The sequence below is a fragment of the Serratia sp. M24T3 genome (assembly GCF_000257645.1).
Lineage (GTDB): Bacteria > Pseudomonadota > Gammaproteobacteria > Enterobacterales > Enterobacteriaceae > Rouxiella.
In genome coordinates this window covers 105,431-125,484 of the sequence record NZ_AJHJ01000003.1, presented here as the reverse complement: position 1 = coordinate 125,484, position 20,054 = coordinate 105,431, and the positions used below count along the sequence as shown (strand labels likewise).

General features: G+C 49.7%; 16 protein-coding genes and 1 pseudogene. 9 read left to right on the top strand and 8 right to left on the bottom strand.

Annotation, left to right across the window (positions count from 1 at the left end; all coding sequences use genetic code 11):
- The first annotated feature begins 12 nt into the window (after nt 1-12).
- From SPM24T3_RS03925 to SPM24T3_RS03915, 3 genes are read left to right on the top strand one after another with little or no spacing between them, the layout of a single operon-like run.
- The gene (locus tag SPM24T3_RS03925) at nt 13-1,464 is read left to right on the top strand and encodes a TolC family outer membrane protein (RefSeq protein WP_009635403.1); all 1,452 of its coding nucleotides are present in this window, start codon (nt 13-15) and stop codon (nt 1,462-1,464) included.
- Entirely contained in the window at nt 1,461-3,650 is a 2,190-nt protein-coding gene (locus tag SPM24T3_RS03920; protein ID WP_009635402.1) for a type I secretion system permease/ATPase, read from the top strand. Before SPM24T3_RS03925 ends, SPM24T3_RS03920 begins: the two co-directional genes overlap by 4 nt.
- The gene (locus SPM24T3_RS03915; protein ID WP_009635401.1) at nt 3,647-4,873 is read left to right on the top strand and encodes an HlyD family type I secretion periplasmic adaptor subunit; all 1,227 of its coding nucleotides are present in this window, start codon (nt 3,647-3,649) and stop codon (nt 4,871-4,873) included. The genes SPM24T3_RS03920 and SPM24T3_RS03915 overlap by 4 nt, the downstream gene beginning before the upstream one ends.
- Nucleotides 4,874-5,099: 226 nt before the next feature.
- Here SPM24T3_RS03915 and SPM24T3_RS03910 read toward each other — a convergent pair whose 3' ends face one another.
- Both SPM24T3_RS03910 and SPM24T3_RS03905 read right to left on the bottom strand, forming a co-directional pair.
- Nucleotides 5,100-6,272: a pyridoxal phosphate-dependent aminotransferase family protein gene (locus SPM24T3_RS03910; RefSeq protein ID WP_009635400.1), complete on the bottom strand. Its 1,173-nt coding sequence runs from the start codon at nt 6,270-6,272 to the stop codon at nt 5,100-5,102.
- Complete coding sequence (locus SPM24T3_RS03905; protein ID WP_009635399.1) at nt 6,259-6,519, bottom strand: acyl carrier protein; 261 nt, start codon at nt 6,517-6,519, stop codon at nt 6,259-6,261. Before SPM24T3_RS03905 ends, SPM24T3_RS03910 begins: the two co-directional genes overlap by 14 nt.
- Nucleotides 6,520-7,263: 744 nt before the next feature.
- Between SPM24T3_RS03905 and SPM24T3_RS03900 the strand changes: the two genes are divergently transcribed.
- The 4 genes from SPM24T3_RS03900 (at nt 7,264) to SPM24T3_RS03885 (ending at nt 9,926) form a co-directional block, all read left to right on the top strand.
- On the top strand, nt 7,264-7,539 hold the full coding sequence (locus tag SPM24T3_RS03900) for a hypothetical protein (RefSeq protein ID WP_009635398.1): 276 nt from the start codon (nt 7,264-7,266) through the stop codon (nt 7,537-7,539).
- Nucleotides 7,540-7,762: 223 nt separating this feature from the next.
- Nucleotides 7,763-8,125, top strand: coding sequence for a cupin domain-containing protein (locus tag SPM24T3_RS03895; protein ID WP_009635397.1), 363 nt, complete (start codon nt 7,763-7,765; stop codon nt 8,123-8,125).
- 210 nt (nt 8,126-8,335) lie between these two features.
- On the top strand, nt 8,336-9,217 hold the full coding sequence (locus tag SPM24T3_RS03890; RefSeq protein WP_009635396.1) for an SDR family oxidoreductase: 882 nt from the start codon (nt 8,336-8,338) through the stop codon (nt 9,215-9,217).
- A 22-nt stretch (nt 9,218-9,239) separates the two neighbouring features.
- A complete protein-coding gene (locus tag SPM24T3_RS03885) occupies nt 9,240-9,926 on the top strand; it encodes a TetR/AcrR family transcriptional regulator (protein ID WP_009635395.1) in 687 nt (228 codons plus the stop codon).
- 59 nt (nt 9,927-9,985) lie between these two features.
- Here the strand turns inward: SPM24T3_RS03885 and SPM24T3_RS03880 are convergent, their stop codons facing one another.
- A complete protein-coding gene (locus SPM24T3_RS03880; protein ID WP_009635394.1) occupies nt 9,986-10,894 on the bottom strand; it encodes a LysR family transcriptional regulator in 909 nt (302 codons plus the stop codon).
- 272 nt (nt 10,895-11,166) lie between these two features.
- On the opposite strand from SPM24T3_RS03880, the gene SPM24T3_RS03875 reads away from it, so the two are divergent.
- A complete protein-coding gene (locus SPM24T3_RS03875; protein WP_009635393.1) occupies nt 11,167-11,580 on the top strand; it encodes a DoxX family protein in 414 nt (137 codons plus the stop codon).
- Nucleotides 11,581-11,740: 160 nt separating this feature from the next.
- Here SPM24T3_RS03875 and SPM24T3_RS03870 read toward each other — a convergent pair whose 3' ends face one another.
- The 5 genes and pseudogenes from SPM24T3_RS03870 to SPM24T3_RS03850 all read right to left on the bottom strand — a co-directional run bounded on the left by SPM24T3_RS03870 (nt 11,741) and on the right by SPM24T3_RS03850 (nt 18,967).
- Complete coding sequence (locus SPM24T3_RS03870) at nt 11,741-12,712, bottom strand: spore coat protein U domain-containing protein (RefSeq protein WP_009635392.1); 972 nt, start codon at nt 12,710-12,712, stop codon at nt 11,741-11,743.
- A 25-nt stretch (nt 12,713-12,737) separates the two neighbouring features.
- A pseudogene (locus SPM24T3_RS03865) lies at nt 12,738-15,108 on the bottom strand (fimbria/pilus outer membrane usher protein).
- Complete coding sequence (locus SPM24T3_RS03860; RefSeq protein ID WP_037377498.1) at nt 15,080-15,802, bottom strand: molecular chaperone; 723 nt, start codon at nt 15,800-15,802, stop codon at nt 15,080-15,082. Before SPM24T3_RS03860 ends, SPM24T3_RS03865 begins: the two are co-directional and overlap by 29 nt.
- A gap of 45 nt (nt 15,803-15,847) precedes the next feature.
- Entirely contained in the window at nt 15,848-16,378 is a 531-nt protein-coding gene (locus tag SPM24T3_RS03855; RefSeq protein WP_009635390.1) for a spore coat protein U domain-containing protein, read from the bottom strand.
- A gap of 1,083 nt (nt 16,379-17,461) precedes the next feature.
- Entirely contained in the window at nt 17,462-18,967 is a 1,506-nt protein-coding gene (locus tag SPM24T3_RS03850; protein ID WP_009635389.1) for a SulP family inorganic anion transporter, read from the bottom strand.
- Between the two features lie 127 nt (nt 18,968-19,094).
- Here SPM24T3_RS03850 and SPM24T3_RS03845 point away from each other — a divergent pair, with 127 nt between their 5' ends.
- A complete protein-coding gene (locus SPM24T3_RS03845) occupies nt 19,095-20,030 on the top strand; it encodes a LysR family transcriptional regulator (protein ID WP_009635388.1) in 936 nt (311 codons plus the stop codon).
- The last annotated feature ends 24 nt before the right edge of the window (nt 20,031-20,054 follow it).

Genomic DNA, 20,054 nt, shown 5'->3' with positions numbered 1-20,054 from the left:
GGTGGAATATAGATGGATTTGAGGCAATCTCGCGCAACTTATCGTCGTATCACTAAGCTCGGCGCCTTGTGCGCTGGCTTTGCTTTGTTTCACAGCTCTCAACTTATGGCTGCCAGTGATGCTCTCACTGCAGCAAGCAGTATTTCTACAGCAGGCCTGATCCAACAACAGGATCTGCCATCATTGACCGGTGAAATCTCCCAACCTGCCCTGACCAACGTACCAGACACCCTAACGATAAATCAGGCCGTGCAGCGGGCGATTCAGTGGCACCCCGATATTGCCGAAGCTATCGGCAAAATGCTGGAGCAGGCCAACCAGGTTGATGTGGCGAAAGCAAAATATTATCCGCAAGTCAGTGTCGGTATGAATAACGGCTACAGTAATTCCTATGTCGAAAAAGGTTACAGCCCTTCGTTTGTACTCTCGGTTTCTCAGATGCTGTATGACTTTGGCAAGGTCAGCAGCTCAGTGCGTTCTGCCGAAGCTGGCGTGGCGCAAGAACAGGCCAACGTGTTGGTCAGCATCGATACTGTAGCCCACGACACCGCCGCTGCACTGGTGGAAGTTCAAGGCTATCAGCAGCTAGTGAAAATTGCCCAGGAGCAGTTGACGGCGCTGAACAAGATTGGTGATTTAGCGCGTCAGCGTAATGATGAAGGTGCGGCGTCTCTTTCCGACGCGACGCAAACCGATGCGCGTATCGAAGGCGCACGCGCCACCCTCACCCAATATCAGGCCAACCTTGACCGCTGGCGTGCCACGCTGGCAACTGATCTCGGCTGGCCAATAGTAAGAAATGTCAGCGACAGTTTCCCGGCCAAGCTGATGCGTTCCTGCCAGTTTGTCAAAGCGGATGACAAGCTCAATCCGTCGGTACTTGCCGCTATGGCACAGGTCAATCAGGCACAGGCAAAACTGGACAATGCCAATGCACAAATGATGCCGACTATTTCGCTTGATCCCCAGGTATCGCGCTATCTCAACGATCATTACTCCGGCAGCGATGAGCTCAATCGCACGCAGTATTCGATTGGTGTCAACGTTCAGATGCCGCTTTATCAGGGCGGCGGTATGACGGCCAGCCGTGATGCGGCAGCGAATGCGCTGGGCGCGGCCAATTCGGCGGTAAACTCGGCGCGTTTAAAAGCCCGGCAGCAACTCAGCGAATCGCAGAATGAGTCACAGAGCCTCGCGCTCAGCCTGGCCATTCAAGGGCGGCAACAGAGCCTGGGCGAGAAAACCCAGCAGCTTTATCAGGATCAATATCTGCAACTTGGCACTCGGCCATTACTGGATGTCCTGAACGCCGAGCAAGAAGTGTTTCAAACCCGATTTACGCTCCAGCAAACCATCAGCCAGTTACGCTCACTGCAGCTCGATTGTTTATACAGTACCGGGCAGATGCGGTCCGCGTTTGCTTTGAATAATCAGCGGATCCAATCCGTGGAGATCCAGCCATGACCCAATTACAAATTCCCGATGGCCCAGACGACCACTCAAACAGTGGCGCAGGGGGAAATGTGCCACTGCACGGTTGGGCAACGGCAATTATTCTGATTGCCACTCATTATCGGTTGCCGTGTTCTCCGGGCATGATCATGGCCACCAGCGAATGGCAGGGCAAACAGCCCCGAGACAAAGCATTGCGACACCTGGCACGTCAGGCCGGGCTGTCGCTGCAATTGTATGAAGACAACAAATGGGAAATTACCAGTTGGCGGCTGCCGCTGGCAGTGGAGCTGCATGATGGTCAGGTAGGGGTCATCACCAGCTTTGATGGTGAAAGTGAAGTGCGAGTGCATTTCACCGGCGACGAGCAGCCCACGCCGGTCGCGCTTGAAACCTTGCTGCCAGAGATCAATTTTGCTGCCGCGCTGCGCCCGGTGACTGCGGCGAAAGACAGCCGCGTGGACCGTTATCTGAGCGTGGTCAAACCGGACTGGCTGCGTCGCCTGGTTCTGCGTGACCTGCGCCCCTATGGCTACGTAATGCTGGGTTCACTGCTGATCAACCTGCTGGCGCTGGTTGGGATCATCTTCTCGATGCAGGTCTATGACCGGGTCATTCCGGCGCAATCCTACCCGACTCTCTATGTGCTCTACATCGGGGTGATCATCTCGGTGGTGTTCACTTATATCCTGCGCGTCGGGCGCGATCACGTAACCGATTTACTGGGTAAACGTGCCGATATGCGGGTTTCAGACCGCGTTTTTGGCCACGCGCTGCGCCTGCGTAACAGTGCGGTGCCGCGTTCCACCGGGACCTTTATCTCGCAGCTGCGCGAGCTGGAGGCGATCCGCGAAATGGTCACCTCGACGACGGTTTCAGCTATCGTAGATATGCCGTTCTTCCTGCTGTTCCTGCTGGTGATGGCAATTATTGCTCCGCCATTGGCGTGGATAGCCCCGGTGGCGGTGCTATTGATGGTGCTGCCCGGCCTGTTTAGCCAGAAAAAACTGGCCAGACTGGCGCAGCAGGCGTTGAAAGAATCGACCCTGCGCAATGCGGTGCTGGTCGAGAGCGTGCAAGGGCTGGAGGACATCAAGCTGATGCAGGCAGAGGATCGCATCCTGCAACAGTGGAACAGCTATATCCGCATCACCGCGCAGTCTGGCGTCGAGATGCGCAAAGTCATGCACTCGCTGATAAGCTGGGGCGTGACGGTGCAGGGGCTGGTTTATGCCAGCGTGATTGTCGTCGGCGCGCCAATGGTTATCAATGGTGATATGACTACCGGTGCAATTGTTGCGGCTTCCCTGCTCTCTTCGCGCATGATTGCTCCGATGGCGACGTTGTGCGGCGTACTGGCGCGCTGGCAGCAAGTCAAGGCGGCAAAAAACAGCCTCGATGCGCTGATGAATCTGCCGGTTGAAAACAGCAAGGACGAAACTCGTATTCACTGCCCGGTGCTGTTTGGTCATTATCAGTTTACCGATGCCATGTTCCGTTATTATACCGATTCACTCACTATTGCCCTGCGTATCAAAAGCCTGACCATTGAACCGGGTGAGCGCATTGCATTACTGGGCCGTAACGGTTCCGGTAAATCGACCATGCTGCAGGCAATGATTGGCGGCGTGGATTTAGTCAGTGGCGAACTGCGGCTCGATAACCTCAGCCTGCCGCACATTGATCTCGCCGATGTGCGACGAAACGTGGGTTTACTGACGCAAAACGCCAAGCTGTTCCACGGCACGTTGCGTGAAAATCTGACCATGGGCTCGGCACACGCAACCGATGACGCAATCTTCGCGGCGTTGAGCGTTAGCGGTGGTGCTGACTTTATTCGTCGCCTGCCGCTGGGCCTGGATCACCCAATTATGGAAGGCGGCGTCGGGCTATCCGGCGGACAACGGCAATCACTGCTGTTGGCGCGTATGCTGTTGCGTGACCCTAACATCGTGCTGCTCGATGAGCCGACCTCCTCCCTCGACGACCATACCGAGAAAGAGTTTATCGAACGTCTGGACCAATGGCTGAACGGGCGCACTCTCATTGTCGCAACGCATCGCGCCGCTATTCTCGCCCTGGTCGACCGTGTGCTGGTGCTCAAAGATGGGCAGTTGGTGATGGACAGCCCGAAAGAGAATGCGCTGCCGACGTCAACGTCACGCGCTGGTGGTAATCTGCCGGAGACAAAATCATGATCAAGCAATTGCCCGGAAAACTGAGGCTGGTGACGGCAGCAGAAGTTGATTCATCTGACGATCTGCTGGGCGAGCTGCGTTCGGAAACTCACTATTCTGGCGCGGTACGCCTCATAGTTATTAGCTCTTTATTACTTCTGGTTACACTGGTTTGGGCCTGGTTCGGCATGCTGGATGAAGTGTCTACCGGCACCGGCAAGGTAATCCCCAGCTCGCGTGACCAAGTGTTGCAGTCGCTGGAAGGCGGTATTTTAACCGCATTACTGGTCCATGAAGGTGATGAGGTGCAGGCCGGTCAAATAGTCGCCCGTCTTGATCCCACTCGTTCTCAGTCTAATGTTGGCGAGAGTGCAGCCCGTTATCGCGCGGCACTGGCGGCTGCGGCGCGCCTTAATGCCGAAGTTAATGACAAGCCACTGGTTTTCCCGTCCGAGCTAAAGGATTTCCCTGACCTGACCGCTTCTGAGACTCGGCTGTATAAAACCCGCCGTGCGCAGCTTACCGATGCCACGGCACAGTTTAATCAGTCATTGTCTTTAGCCAATCGCGAACTGGCGATCACCCAGCGGCTGGCGAAAACCGGCGCAGCCAGCAGCGTAGAAGTACTGCGCTTGCAGCGTGACAAGTCAGATTTGGAATTGAAACTCACGGATATGCGCTCGCAGTACTATGTGCAGGCGCGTGAGGAGTTGGCGAAGGCCAACGCCGAAGCCGATAGCATGTCACAGGTAGTGAAAGGACGCGAAGATACCGTAACTCGTTTGACCATCCGCTCCCCTATGCACGGTATTGTGAAAAACATCAAGGTGTCGACCGTCGGTGGGGTTATTCCTCCTAACGGTGAATTGATGAATATCGTGCCAATGAACGATCGCCTGCTGATTGAAGCGCGCCTGTCGCCGCGTGATATTGCCTTTATTCACCCGGGCCAGCATGCAGTGGTGAAAATTTCAGCTTATGACTATGCTATTTACGGTGGTATTAACGGCGTGGTCGAAGGCATTTCACCAGACACTATTCAGGATGAGGTGAAACCGGAGATTTATTATTACCGCGTATTTATCCGCACTGATAATGACTATGTGCAGAACAAAGCCGGTAAGCGTTTCTCTATTAGCCCCGGAATGGTCTCCACCGTTGATATTAAAACCGGTGAGAAGACAGTAATGGATTATCTGATCAAACCGTTCAACCGCGCGAAAGAGGCGCTGCGCGAACGTTAATATCATTATATAAATTATTTATGCTGCCGTTTTCAGCTGAAACCGGCGGCATTTTTTATGACTAATTTCCAACCAATTTAATTACGCAGACTAATAGCGGTATCAGCAGGTGATTAAATATGAATCAGTATGAATCACTAGGGGGGTTAGAATTGATGTCGCTGGTGTGCAAGACATGCTGCTTATTGTTTACCAATAAGCAGCATGGTTGATGCTTTGACGGGGATTAAATTTTCAGATCGGCAAAGGCCTGAATAATTTTATCAATCTGCTCGTCGCTGTGCGCGGCATTCACGCTACAACGCAGCAAAGTATTACCAGCCGGTGCAGCGGGTGGCAATGCCAGGTTTACATAAACACCGTTTTCGATCAGTTCACGCCAGAGACGCAGGCCGTCTTCTTTTGAACCCACCAGCACAGGAACCACCGGGCTGATGCGCGGGCCCAGCTCAAGTCCCAACTCGGCAAGTCCGTGGTAAAGTCTGCGAGCATTGCTCCACAGCTTTTCACGCAGGCCCGGGTTCTCGGCAATAGTTCTTAAAGAAGAACGTACAGAGGCGATACTTGATGGCGATGGCGAGGCGGTGAAGATATAAGGACGGCTGCTGTAGCGCAGCACTTCCATCGCTTTGGCACCGACGGCAAAACCACCAATAGAGGCCAGACTCTTGCTAAACGTGCCAAGGATAATATCAACATCATCCTCAACGTGCAGCTCTTCTGCCAGGCCGCGGCCTGTCGCGCCCATGACGCCAAATGAGTGAGCTTCATCGACCAGCAAATAGCCACCAAGGCGACGTTTGATGTCAACAATCTCGACCAGAGGAGCAACATCACCCAGCATGCTGTAGATGCCTTCAACGATGATGATCGCTTCTTTGGCACGGTCACCCAGCAGCACCATACGGCGCTCCAGATCTTCGGCATCATTGTGACGGAAACGGATTAACTGCGCCCCGCCCAGAGCACACGCGTCGTAAATACTTGCGTGACAATCTTTGTCAATCAGGACCACGGCATCAGAATGCGCCAGCGTACTGATCACACCCAGATTGGCGGTATATCCAGTAGGGTAAACAATGGCAGTAGGACGGTCAAAGAAGGCCGCCAACTCATGCTCTAACGCAAGGTGCGAACCGTAGCTACCATTGGCCATACGTGAACCGGTAGTTCCTGTGCCCTGAGCTGCCAATGCAGCCTGACCTTCGGCAATCGCTTGCTCATTGAAGGTCAGACCCAAATAGTTGTTCGTGCCTGCCAGCACAATTTTGTGGTCGCCAATACGACCTTCCGTTGCTGAGTAGATCTCATCGATACAGGCGCCAAATGGATTTATACCAGGCGTTCGGTATTCATTAAGTCTGTCCGCAAGATTAGCAAACTTATCATAAAGACCCATAGGTGCTCTCCAGGTGTGGGAGTAGCGCATTCAGCAACTGCTCGGGGGTTCTAACATTCAGCAAGATATTTATTGGGATGGTAATATCTAATTTGTCTTCTAGCTTCATTAACAGACTCATCACTTTAATAGATTCCAGGCCAATATCATTGACGAGATCGCTGTCCGGCTTTACCTCATGATCGCCCTCAACCATACCCTGCAGGAACTCAAGGATATAGTCCATTAATACTTCACGGTTTAACATAAAAATTTCACACACCTATAGTATATAATGATAATCAAATACTTTTTGCGCTGCACACGCTCTAACCCATCACAGGAAACCAGTTAATAGATTCAGACAAGCTTTAGTTGCTCACGTTTGTATCAGAATGTTTTTTATGACTAAAATCTACTTTACATTTAAGCCTATAGCTTATTCGGAGTATCTTCTATTCTTATTGTGTGGTTTCGGTCGAACTCGTCATTGAACCTCGACAATTCACGTCGATAAAGCATTAAGTGATAAAAGGTAAAAAGTTCCCACCCTGATAATGTAACCATTCGTGTCAAAAAATGCCAGCGTATCCTGAACAACATACACATCCCTGACTGTAACGCCAGTTAAACTGCAGCAGCTTAGGCTTGATGCCTATCAGAATATATTAATTATTTTACTTTTGATAATATTTTGCAATTAAGCACTTGAGTATTAAAAAGGCCATCCCAATTTAAATTTGGCTTAGTAAGAAATTTAATAACCCTTCTCTAAAGTTAACCCAGCTATAAATCTTATAACTAATAGGTAGAGATTAAATCGCAAGGTGTTTGATTAATTTTGTTAATAGCTGCAATAACTCGGGCCCTACTCGTCTCAAAGTTTGAATCTACTATTTTAATGCATTAAATAAAACCACCGGGTGATTATATCCAACAATATGGTTTATACTGAGAATCACCTATCAAGCTGAGTTGAGACAATGTTCGATCCTAATCGAGGGGTCATCACATGCGCATGTCTACGGTCCAAAAAGATATTTTGCTGCTCCTTTATGAACATTCAGGTCGGGGCAATCAAGCCGTATCATTTAGCGCTATCTCTATGTTTACTTTACTCAATCAGCATCGTGCAAGGCCCGTCCCAGTCACTGACTTTCGTCGCGCCTGTCACAAACTGCTCGCTATCGGACTGGTTGAAAAATATCGCGACGAGCAATCACAAAAAGTCGTTTTTCGCTTATCTGCCGAAGGTAAGACAAGTGCAAGCCTGCTCTATTGCCGTTAGATTTTAGGATTTTTATAATAATCATTGTCTTTTCCCCATCTGCAAAACTTCCTGCCTTCTCCACACTGATTAACGCAGTAATGTGTTAATTAACCGCCAATAAATTAACCAATGTTTTTTGCAATTTCCCTAAGCTGGACGTCGAGTTATTACTAACCTATTTATCCGTTCAGTATAAATTTTCGGCTGTTGGTTAACCTTCACATTAAGGGAATCTTATTAAATGAAAGTGCAAAAAATAGCGCAACCCGCATCAATCAAAGTTTTAGAGTCGTGGGGAAATGTTGAAGGCTTGCCTGATACCCCGGCTGTAAAACTCTCCGGGATCCAGAAAGTCATTCCGGGTAAGGAGGACATTGATACCGGAATATTTGAATGCAGCGCAGGAAGTTATCGACGCTCCGTTAAGCAGGCCGAAATTATGCACTTCCTGAATGGCAAAGGATCTTTTACTCCTGACGGAGAAGAAACCCTTGAGTTTACCGCCGGAGACTCATTCTTCTTTGAGGCCAATACCGAGGGCACTTGGGTCATTGAAACAGATATGCGTAAGCTTTACGTGATTTTCGACGCGCTCGAGGCCTAAGGCAACTCACCGCCTCGTAACCACGAGGCGGCTATAAAACAACAGGTTAACCCTCTCGACTTTACCACGACGCTTTTGACCTATCGTCGTTGACCGTTTACATCATCACTTTATCGCCTACAAAAATAATAGTTGCTGAATAAACCGCCTTTCCCTTATAAATTTCCAGTGATAACATAAAAAAGATATCAACGAAAACTGGAGTGAAAAATGATTATTATCACAGGCGCTTCCGGGCAGTTGGGACGCGAAATCGCACGCCAGCTTGTAAATAAAATACCGGAAAATCAGGTCGTTGCAGGCACTCGTGATGTGCAGAAAATGGCTGATTTTGCCCACAGTGGTGTACAGCTGAGAATCACTGATTTTGCCGATCCGGCTGGCTTGGCGCATGCTTTTACAGGTATGCATCAAGCTCTGCTGGTTTCTGTCGATAAACTGGGAGAGGAAGCGCTTCGGTTACATCACAATGCCATCGGCGCAGCGCGTTCTGCCGGGGTACAACGGGTGCTGTATACCAGCCACATGGGCGCACGAGCAGATTCAATGTTTGTCCCTGCTGTTGACCATACAGCAACCGAGGACCTGCTGGCGGCAAATGGCACACCTTTTACCTCGCTGCGCCATGGTTTTTATGCTGAAAGCGGACTGCATATGATTGGACGGGCATTTGAAACTGGCGAGCTTCGCGTTCCAGAAGATGGCCCTGTGAGCTGGACTGCTCGTAATGATTTGGCAGAAGCAGACGCGATTATTCTCGCCGATCCTGGCCGATTTGACGGTATGACTCCGCCATTAACTGCTCCGCAAGCCTTTACCATGGCTGAGTTAGCCAACATCGCCTCAGAGTTGACTCAGCGTGAAATAAAACATGTCACACTGACCGATACGCAGTGGATTAGCGAAAAAGTGGCTCTGGGAGTGCCCGCGCCCATGGCCGAATTGCTGTTAGGCATGTTCAAGGCGGCACGATTGGGGGATTTCTCTGCGGTTGATCCTGCTTTAGAGAAGCTGCTTGGTCGTCGCCCACAAACTATGCGTGATATTCTCACCGGAGTCCTAAAGCCTGCTCAGGCCTCCCAAAGCGATTAACCAAGGGGTTTAAATAAAGATTATGAAGGCAAATGATGCTGATGATGCAAGAACTCGAATCATTACCGCTGCAGCCGCTCTGATTCGAACCCACGGCACGGATGCAGCAACGACACGCGCGGTGTCTGCCGCCGCATCGATTCAACCGCCGACGATTTATCGATTGGTGGGCGATAAAGATGCCTTGCTTGATGCCGTTGCAGAGTTTGAGCTGGCCGCTTATGTCGCCACCAAAAAGGATGAGGATCTCCCCTCGGATCCGATTGAAGCCTTGCGCTTTGGCTGGGATAAGCATGTCGCATTCGGCCTGTCCAATCCTGCGTTATTTAGGATAATCAGCAATAACGCCGCCTCACCCGCGGCAAAATCAGGTATAAAAGCGTTGGCCAAAAAAGTACATGCGGTCGCGCTGGCAGGAAGATTGCAAGGCAGTGAAGAGCGAGCGGTGGCAATGATGCATGCTACTTGTACCGGGGTGGTTATCTCTTTGATCGCACAAGAACAGACACCCGCGCATTTTGACCTTGCTGCTGAAACGCGTGAGGCGGTTATTCAGGCAATAACCAATAATAGGCTTGAACTGGCAGATGAAAAAATCGGTACTGCGGCAACGACATTAAGGGCTCGGCTCGGCCAGTCGCAAACGCTGACAAACGGCGAGCGTGGTTTGATGGATGAGCTTTTGCTCCGATTGGGCAGTGAGATTTAAGCCCTGACTAAACAATCATTTTTGAATAATATTTAACATCAAATTTCTGTTCTCGAGGTTTAATACCTGGAAGTGAATTTTTCGAAACTGGCGACCAGGCTATCGATAAACACTCGAGTCCGCGAAGGCATTAAACGGCGTCCGGGGAACACAGCCCACACAGGAACGCCGGGACATTCCCAATCCTCAAGCACACGAACCAGCTCACCCGTTTCCAGATAAGGGTGGGCGAAATGGGTAGTTACACTGGTGATTCCCGCGCCGAGGCGGGCAAGATTGATCAACACACTGGGTGAATTGGCAACAGCACGCATCGGCGGACTCCCCTCCCAGCACTCCCCCTGTTTGGTGAGCGTCCAGGGTGAAACGTCACCTCCACGCGTCCGCAATCTCAGCACCGAGCGCTGCATCAAATCTTGCGGATGATCGACCCGCCCATGCTTTTTAATAAATGAGGGCGCAGCGTAAAGCCCAACCCGAAACGTGCTCAGTTGGCGAGCCACCAGCGTTGAATCATTCTGCAAGTTGCCCATACGCAAGGCGATATCATACCCCTCGCCAATAATATCAACGCGTTGCTGAGAGGAATCTATATCCAGCGTGACCTGTGGATATTTCTCGATAAAGTCTGCCAGCAGAGCACCAATTAAATTTTGAGAAAAATCTCCGGGCATTGATATTCTTAATTGACCCGTGGGCTTGGCCTGGCGGTTTTCAGTCAGCGCCAGCATGGCTTCTATTTCGGCAGAAATTTGTTGCGCGTGGCGCAGCACGGCTTTGCCATATTCGGTAATCATCATCTTGCGCGTGGTCCTGACAATCAATCGTTCACCCAGCTGATTTTCCAAGGCCGAAATCCGTCTGGAAACGGTAGAGTTGGGAATATCAAGGCGTTCAGCCGCCCCTGAAAAACTTCCCTCTTCCACAACGCAGGCAAACAGGACCAAGTCTGCGGGATCAAATTTCATTATTATGCCATTTTTGGGATTATGTTATCCATTTCTGGAGTTTATGCCCAATCACGAAACAGTTAAAGTGAATTTGAGCTTATGGCAGTTTGCCAAACGCTGAATTATCAGGAAAAACGTAGAAACGAAGCTAATCAGCCACTTTCAAGCGGATAGCCTCATTTGCAAGGAATTAGATATTCCAAAAATCATTTTTAATGATGATGCATGGCAGATACCAATACGGTATTTGCCTAATTAACTTTACACCTCAATTCTTCAGGGATTAATACATGCGTTATTTTTCTATTACTAAATTCAGTGATGCCATCCTGTTAATTACTCGCATCATGCTGATGCTGTTATTTGTTATTTTTGGCTATGAAAAACTGATAGGTTTTAGCGGCACGATTAACTATATGGCATCCACTGGATCGCCGTTCCCGACCTTATCGGCAATTGTTGCCGTCGTGCTGGAATTCTTTGTCGGTATTGCCATCATATTAGGTTTCTATACCCGCCCACTGGCACTGATTATGGCCGTATACACCTTGATTACCGCTCTGATCGGCCATAATTTCTGGACCATGACCGGAGCTGCGCATTATGCCAACGAGATTAATTTTTACAAAAATGTTGCAATTATGGGCGGATTGTTCCTGCTTGCGCTGACCGGTCCGGGTAAATACTCCCTCGACCGCAAATAATCATTCACGGAAGTCGCTTGTCACTGTGGCTCTCAGGATTTTAACCTCCGACTAGAATTGACAAATAATAGCGGCTGATTAAAAAAGTCATGGGATTGATAAAGGTTATAGCCGATAGGCTCATCATGCCTGCGGTAAAAACCTTTATCTGTTCTCACGTTCAATAAGTGACATTGACAGTAACGGTATCTGAATAGCTGCCGGGAGTGTAATTTGCACTCGCAGCGGTAGCATAGACTGTATAAGTGGTGGCCGAACCGCTTCCAGTCCCGGCAATACTGTTTGCCGCGCTACTGCCCCAGATTACGCCATTGATCCCACTGGTAGACCTGAGCTGATAAGGCACAGTATCCTTATTGGGTGCGGTGCCTGACATTACACCCGCGCCCGTGGTGCTGCTGTTTGAAGGAACCAGTCCTATGGTATAGGGCGTGCTGTTGGTGCAGTCCACGCTAAGCGTGTTGCTGGAGGCGGTATTGACCGCTGTGGCACTGACAGAACCGAGGTTAATATTGCCGTTGGTAGTCAGGGTACACTGCTTGGCAACGGTAGCCAACACGCTGAAAGCAAAGTTTGAAATCACCGTCGAGCCGCAAGTGCCGGGTGGGATCAACAGCGCAGTATTTGACGTTACTACCGCGGTCGCCGCCGAAAAGTTATCAGTGTAACTGCCTGGAGTAGCCGTGGTTTGTGGCGTGGATAACGTCCCGTAAACCGTCAAACTCCCCCCGGTGGGAACACCAATGGCCAGTGATCCCAAATTGGCCATCACTGGCGTTGTTCCCGCAACATACTGACTCCCCCATACCGTACCTCCAGTGTTTTGATAAAGCTGATAGCTTAACGTGCCCGCCGGAGTACCAGTATTAGCCATCGCCCGCGTAGTGACCTGATTAGTATTGGTCGAGGCGCCAATGTTAAAGCATAAAGTGACGCCCCCAACCAATGTATCCAATACCCCACGCGTACAAGAGTAACTAAAGGTCATGCTGGTGGTCGGAGTAGCAGTCACCAGCGGGTTAACCGTCGAGAAATTCACCGACTGAACGTTACTCACCGAGCAGGTGATCGCATAACCTAGCGATGGAGATAGCCCTAACAGCATCAATAACAACAAATTTCTTATGTGCATTCACTAGCTCCTCGACTCGCCGGCCTTACTTACAGGTTAACGGGCCAATTTGTGGGATCCCTTCTGCCTTTTGGGGATAATCGAATTGCACGGAACAGACACCCGCAGCCGTTGTCACTTGCAAGCTGTTGTGCTGCTCCAGCGCGTCAAAATAAACCATGCCATCAAAACCAACTACCAGACTCGGGCCGCGAGAATTTAATCGCACCTGACTGCCTTCAGGGATAACCTTGCCAGTAACATCGGTCAGTATTACCTGCGCAGCCCTGATCGGTTTGATGGTGAATTTCACCATTGCACCAGAGCGGTCGCCCGGCGTGGCGTTGGCATTAACCCTGGTTATCTGTGTATTGGCAGGCAGATCCATGGGATCGATGCTCAACAGATTTCGTTGATAACTGTTCAACGGTGTGACCAGAAGCAGCCCTTTATCATTACTGTTGCCCACCAGGTTGTTTTGCAGTTTAACCGGCACATTCGCAACGCCATCGGTAGAAACCACCGCAAAACCATTGGTAATTTCCCGAGCGGCAAATAGCCCACCGCCCATCATTACCACGGATCCCGTTGCCCCTGCATAACCGTAATGACTATCAGGCAACGTGTTATAACCGGCATAAACCTTGCCATAATTCCCCTGATAACCCAGCTCTCCTTGCCCGCTCTGCCGAGAATCCTGCTGATTGGCCGCGACATTCCAGCCCCAACCTCCTTCAGAAGGCAACGACTGGCTGGCATTGGCAAGATAGCCCGTGCTGCCATTAGTGCGCTGTACCGTGGTGCTGGCAGAAATGCGATCGCTAAGCGTTACGGTGACCATCATGTAAAGACTGCGGTCTTTGCTGTTATCAATATTTTGATTTAGGCCCGCACTAATAAAGAAATTATCGGTGACCGGCTTGAACCAGTTGGCATTGGCATAGCGAATAGAACTTTCCTGAGGATAACGAAATTGCAGATAGCTGAGGCTGACATTGCCGAAATATCCGGTGTCATAACCAATAACGGCATTGCTGTTCAGTTCAGGTGGCGCTGCCCCATAATGGGTTGCTACATCATGATAATTGCCCGTGGTGGCCGTGGTGCTGGCAGCGAAACTAAAGCGACCGCCGGTCCAGCGGTAGCCGATACTGTAAAGTGATCCGCTTCTACCGCGGTAGGAACTAAAGGCAAGCGAAGTTGAAATGGTGCCGCTGCGCGAACCGGGGATCCAGTCGCTGCTGACTCCGGCATTGGCAAGCCCGCTTGTTGCTTCAGAATGCGCCCCGGCAGTGAAACTATTGTTTACCCCATAGCGCCAGGTTCCGCTAAGCGCCGGCGCGCTGCCATAATCAAAAGAAGAGTAGCCATAATTCTTACGCACTACGCCCAGCTCGGCTGACCAGTTTGTCAGTCCCTGGCGCAGCAGTTGCTGATCGTTATAGAAAGAAAAGCTTTGAGTCGTCGTTCTACCTAGTGCGTCGGTGGTGATAATTTGCGCATCACCAGCACCGCTAATACTGGGCATGGTGTTAATTTGGAAATTACCGGACGGGACCTGCCCGGTATAATATTTCATACCGTCGACATACAGTTCGACGTTAGAAGGCAAAGTGGCCGACCCCAGGAACGACGGCAAAGGCGTAGTGCGAAGATTAGGTTGCAGGCTGTAGTCAGTACCAATTTGTATACCGGCAATTCGCGTCGGCCGTGACCAGGATAATGCGCCGGTCAACGTATCACCAATATTTACCGCAATTAACTGGTCTGGAAAGGACGATCTCCAGCTGGTATCCAACCGGTTTACCTGATTACGCTGACCAGAATATTGGTTCTGCTCTGAATATTGGGTCAGCTGTGTCGAGCTGAATACTCCAGCCGAATTAAAGGCGCGGAAACTCGGTGAAAGAATTAGCGGTGGTGCCATTTTGTTTAGCCGCATAAATATCATAGTTCAGCAGCATACCGCTGGAATTAGCTACGCTAGGACGATTGTTATCATAATCATTAAGCTGAATAGTAGCTGAATCGAGTAAACTCAGTGGCCCTGTCAGGCCCAGCGTTTGTTGGTGGGCATCATAATCAATTTTTAATTGTTTAATATCGCTCAGGCACACCGCTTCTGATGCCCCTTTCGGCAACCGGAAACCCAGCTGGCGCAGGGTGCTTACGCTGGCATAGAGTTTTTTTTCGGCGTAACCAAAATGTGCCAGCCCCACATGATTTCCATTAAGGGTGACGTCAAGATATAGGTCTAAGCCGGGAATATGTGAATTATCATTAATAATACCGTCCACAGGTCCGCTATAATTATTAACGTCTGCGGACGCAGCTCCAGATATTAATATTCCATTAAGAAAAAAAACTTTTACCAGACGACTTGGGTTACTACAAATCCTGTAGGGTTTTTTCACCATTGATTGTTACTTCAATTTTGCTTCCATGGGTGTAGTTATCGTAAGAGACTGGTAATATCCAACGCATAGTCGCGCCTGGAAGAACGTAACCTAATAATCCAGGTGTAATATCTTTGCGAGTTCCTTTAGCACTGACATAAGTTGCTGCCGAGAGCTGTGCATGGCTATTCCCTAGATTATTAACCTCCAGAAAAGCTTTATTTCCAACATGTACAAGCCCCCACTGCAATTTTACCGATCCGACCGGCATACTGGCTGGCTGAATAAAAACCGGAACCGAATAATGTAAAACAAATTGCAATTTATTCTTTTGAAGAATAGGCGGTGGTAATTCATCAATAGCCAGTCGATAAGCATCCTCCAGACTGTTGGAGGTTGGCCCTACGCGAATTATACGGATTAATTGCCGCTCTCCAGGAGCCAGTGCCAGCATTGGCGGACTGGCCACCAGCGACTGTGAAGCCGTTAAATTATCGCTGAAGTTACTCTGACTCCAGCGATAAATACGCACCTGAGCATTAACTACGTTATCGCCTTCATTGCTTAACCACAGTCCAGTTGCATTTTGGTTTCCCGGCAAGATCAAGGTTACCGGTGAAACCTGCAGGCCACTCGCCGCTGCCTGAGTGCCCCAAACCGATGTCCCTAACAAGCATGCAAATACCCACTGCCGCACAAGCAATTTCAACGTAATCTCCTTTCCTGGATGGGCAACTTTGGATCAGTAAAGCTAAATTAATCAGTAGTTCACCGTTACAGTAACAATATCGGCATAGCTGTCAGGCGTAAAATTGGCACTGGCCGCAGTGGCGTAAACGTTAAATGTTTGCGCTGCTCCGGTTCCGGTTGCTGCAACGCCGTTGCCCACTGTCGTGGTGGTCGCCGTATTGCCCCAGACTGGCCCAGTCGCTGAAGTCTGATTTAACTGATAAGGAACTTTATCGGTGTTGTTCGTAGCGTTAGCCACTGATGACATTGAACCGGATCCCGTGGTCGTGCCGCCGTTGGCAGTAGAGGGAGACAGGCCAATAAAGTAAGGGGTAGTTTTGGAGCAATTAGCAGTGATAACACTGGTACCGCTGGTATTAACCGCCGTGGAGTCAACAGATCCAAGATTGATATTGGAACCTGAACCGGCAGTAACACTACAAGATTTGAGGATGGTAATCAGGACCTGAAACGTCCCGGTGACGGTCGCTGCATTAGCCGAGGGAATAATGGCTAAAGCCAAGCAAGATAACAGGATACGGGGTGCCAGCTTTGATTTCATATCTTAACCCTCATGATGGAAAGCAATTTTTTATGATATGCAGCAACAAACACATTAGTGAATATAATGTAATAATTCTTAACATGCCAGATTGAATTTCAGTTAAGGTAGGTTTAATCGCTACTTATTGATTATCAATGGGATCTAAACCACATTTTTATCGAAAGTTAACATTCACTAATGAATTCACCCCCTCTTTTCATAAGAAAATTATGAGATTTTCTTTACGTTTGCTTATCACTTCACATCAGCAAATAACTACATATCAGTTAAAAACTACATACCAGTAAAACTAATTTTTGCCTGAGCTGAGCCTCTCCTCCTCTGCCCTGTTCAGCATGTCATGGACGACCCCGCAATCGCCGAGGCCAAAAGCACCAAACCAGGAATCCAAAAATCCGTTATCTATTATATTTTCAACCTTTTGAACCAACCCCTGTTGAAATAAGCACTGTTAATAAAAGCATGTTCTTAAAAACAGTATTGACTCTATTTCTAATCATCGTAGAGTGGTCATCAACGGCAGCGATAAGTGAGTTCGCCGTTAATATGAAATATGCTCTTTGTATCGAAAAATACGATTTTGCTGTTTCATTAAATTATTTTTTGCGATAAAGGCCACGAAGTTTGTTGTATGAGTAATCGGTGTCACGAATATTGCATTCTCACCGATTAATGCTTTCAGGCCACGTAGTCAGTATCGACAATCGCAGGATGGGGACCAAAACGCGATGATGTAAGGCTATGTTTTATTGGATATAGTTGCGATAACGCCCTTGAAAAAGGCTTTTAACAACATCGCAATGAAAGTAAGGCCGCGCATCAAAGAGTCTATATCGCGAGGGGAAATGAACGTGTTTGACTTACTCCACCTTTATTCAATACAAGGTAGGAAAGTTATTAAAACGGGTATTTATTTGGGAGGTTTGGTGATAAATCTAACGCCCGATGTTATCTGTTTCAAACATGGACATTTATAGCAGTATCTAAATTGAAAGTACTCATTAAGTTATTAATGTTAAATATCAAGTCTGAAGTAACCTAAAAGCCCTGGCTATCAAAGTCAGGGCTTTTATCTTTGTATTAACCGAGATTTCCGCTCAGCTTACTATGGAAGTCGCTGCTGCGGCCATCAAGCCCTTCAATGGTAACTTGAGCGCCATAGCGCAGGTAACGGTATTCGATACCGTCAAGAGCCGCTACCGTTGAAGCATCCCAAATTTGCGCATGAGTCAGGTCGATAATGACCCGTTTCGGATCGTGAGCATAATCAAAGTGTTCGAAAAGGTCATTGCTGCTGGCGAAGAATAACGGGCCGTGTACGGTATAACGCACGCTATCACCGCCTTCACTGACGGCACGTTCAGCGTGAATGACATGCGCAATGCGGCGAGCAAACAGAATCATCGCCACCACAGCACCGGCCAATACCCCGAGCGCCAGGTTGCTGGTCCACACTGTAATCGCCACAGTAAGCACCATAATCAGCGTTTCCGACCACGGCATGCGTTTCAGCGTTGCCGGTTGCAGGCTGTGCCAGTTCACTGTTTTCACCGCCACCACCATCATGATACCAGCCAGCACCACCATCGGAATTTGCGCCAACAGCTTGCTCAGCGTGGTCACCAACAACAGTAAAACCACCGCGGCAGCTACGGTTGAAACTCTACTCCGCGCCTTGCCCAGTTCAACGTTTACAATAGTCTGACCGATCATCGCACAACCGGCGATACCACCATAAAAACCGGCAAGAATGTTGCCTACACCAAGCCCCCAGGATTCGCGGCGCTTGCTGGAAGGCGTGTCGGTTAAATCATCCACCAGTTTGGCGGTCAGCAGTGATTCCATTAGCCCGACAAAAGCCACACTCAGCGCCGTCGGCCAGATAATTTGCAGCGTTTGCCAGTTCAGCGGCACCAGCAAGTGAGTAAAGCCCGGCAGACCGGCGCTCATCGGGCCTTCATCACCGACGTTTGGCATTCTGTAGCCCATCAGCAGCGCCACGGCGGTAACCACAATAATGGCAATCAGCGGCGAAGGCACAGTTTTGAGGATTCTTGGTAACAGCAGGACAATCAATAGCGTGACGGCAAACATTACCCAAACCAGATTGGATTGCCCCCAAACGTGCGGCACCTGTGCAAAAAATATGAGGATCCCCAACGCATTGACGAAACCGATCATCACCGAACGTGGGATATAACGCATCATGCGAGACAGGCCGGAAAGGCCAAACAAGATTTGAACCATTCCGCCCAGAATCACCGTTGGCAAAATGTATTCAACACCGTGAGCGTGCACCATCGGCCCAATCACCAGCGCCACTGAACCCGCCGCCGCCGATACCATCGCCGGACGACCGCCCAGAATAGAAAGCGTCAAACACAACACGATCGAGGCTATCAAACTGACTTTTGGATCGACACCCGCAATCACTGAAAAGGAAATAACCTCGGGGATCAGTGCCAGCGCAGTCACCACTCCAGCCAGACATTCCCGGGTCAAAAGCTTTGGAGATTTTAGAACCTGCGAAACCCGCATTGCCTGATCCAACTCGTCTACGGCAGACGGGTTATGACTGTCATTCATATTATTTGTATTCTCTATTATTTGTTTGTTGTATGTATTTACGATTATACCCTGCGTAATCACTTAATATGCAGCGGACGGTAAGAAACAGTATAATCTGCGAAACATCTTTGCAGGAACCGAGACAATGTATGACGCCAGCGCGATAAACTTTCGTACTTTGCTATTTTTTATCGGCGTTTTTGATGCGCAAAGTTTCTCGCTGGTGGCGCGAAGAGAAGGCGTATCGGCATCGATGGTGTCTAGAGTGATCCTTCAATTGGAAGATACCCTCGGGCAGCAGCTGTTTTATCGCAATACGCGGGCCGTGATCCCCACCGAAGCCGGTCGTTTATTCGTGGAATATGCTCGCACCATGACCGAGCAGCTCAGCGAGGCGCGCAAAGAATTGCAAGACCGGGCTTTAGAACCCGCAGGTCTGATCAGAATCAATGCGCCGGTGTTTTTTGGACAACGACACATTGCGCCGTGGCTGACCGGTTTGTCCACGCGCTACCCTCGCCTGTTGATGGAATTAATCCAGACCGATGACTACATAGATCCCCATCGCGACGCCTCTGACGTGATTTTTCGCATTGGCACACTGACCGACTCCTCGATTCATGCGCGCGTACTCTGCACCCAGCGCTATCATCTGACAGCGTCGCCGCAATATATAGAAAAATACGGCGCTCCCGAAAAACCCGAACAGCTGCCTGGGCACCAATGTCTGGTGTATGGCGGTTCGTCCGGCCCTAACCGCTGGTTGTTCCGCGCGCCTGATAGCAGTTGGGCGCATTCGCCGGTTGCCGCCCTGCTGACCTCCAATAACGCCGAAACGCTGCTAACCGCGGCGCTGGACGGCATGGGCATGGTGCTATTTCCTGACTGGTTGATAGGCGACAGCATCAAGAAAGGCGAGCTGGTGATAGTCATGAGCGACTATCAGGCTGCGATTAAAACCGAGCCGCAGCACATTGCCGCGATTTACCCGCACGCGCGCCATCCGCCGCTGAATGTCAGGGCGGTGATTGACTATTTTGTGGAGGTTTACGGCACACCGCCATACTGGCAGTTTGACTGACGAGAAAAGAGCTGGCTCCCCCAC

Excerpts from the sequence above, each read along its gene's own strand:
- SPM24T3_RS03925 (WP_009635403.1), top strand. The coding sequence starts at position 13 with ATGGATTTGAGGCAATCTCGCGCAACTTATCGTCGTATCACTAAGCTC.
- SPM24T3_RS03920 (WP_009635402.1), top strand. The coding sequence starts at position 1,461 with ATGACCCAATTACAAATTCCCGATGGCCCAGACGACCACTCAAACAGT.
- SPM24T3_RS03915 (WP_009635401.1), top strand. The coding sequence starts at position 3,647 with ATGATCAAGCAATTGCCCGGAAAACTGAGGCTGGTGACGGCAGCAGAA.
- SPM24T3_RS03910 (WP_009635400.1), bottom strand. The coding sequence starts at position 6,272 with ATGGGTCTTTATGATAAGTTTGCTAATCTTGCGGACAGACTTAATGAA.
- SPM24T3_RS03905 (WP_009635399.1), bottom strand. The coding sequence starts at position 6,519 with ATGTTAAACCGTGAAGTATTAATGGACTATATCCTTGAGTTCCTGCAG.
- SPM24T3_RS03900 (WP_009635398.1), top strand. The coding sequence starts at position 7,264 with ATGCGCATGTCTACGGTCCAAAAAGATATTTTGCTGCTCCTTTATGAA.
- SPM24T3_RS03895 (WP_009635397.1), top strand. The coding sequence starts at position 7,763 with ATGAAAGTGCAAAAAATAGCGCAACCCGCATCAATCAAAGTTTTAGAG.
- SPM24T3_RS03890 (WP_009635396.1), top strand. The coding sequence starts at position 8,336 with ATGATTATTATCACAGGCGCTTCCGGGCAGTTGGGACGCGAAATCGCA.
- SPM24T3_RS03885 (WP_009635395.1), top strand. The coding sequence starts at position 9,240 with ATGAAGGCAAATGATGCTGATGATGCAAGAACTCGAATCATTACCGCT.
- SPM24T3_RS03880 (WP_009635394.1), bottom strand. The coding sequence starts at position 10,894 with ATGAAATTTGATCCCGCAGACTTGGTCCTGTTTGCCTGCGTTGTGGAA.
- SPM24T3_RS03875 (WP_009635393.1), top strand. The coding sequence starts at position 11,167 with ATGCGTTATTTTTCTATTACTAAATTCAGTGATGCCATCCTGTTAATT.
- SPM24T3_RS03870 (WP_009635392.1), bottom strand. The coding sequence starts at position 12,712 with ATGCACATAAGAAATTTGTTGTTATTGATGCTGTTAGGGCTATCTCCA.
- SPM24T3_RS03855 (WP_009635390.1), bottom strand. The coding sequence starts at position 16,378 with ATGAAATCAAAGCTGGCACCCCGTATCCTGTTATCTTGCTTGGCTTTA.
- SPM24T3_RS03850 (WP_009635389.1), bottom strand. The coding sequence starts at position 18,967 with ATGAATGACAGTCATAACCCGTCTGCCGTAGACGAGTTGGATCAGGCA.
- SPM24T3_RS03845 (WP_009635388.1), top strand. The coding sequence starts at position 19,095 with ATGTATGACGCCAGCGCGATAAACTTTCGTACTTTGCTATTTTTTATC.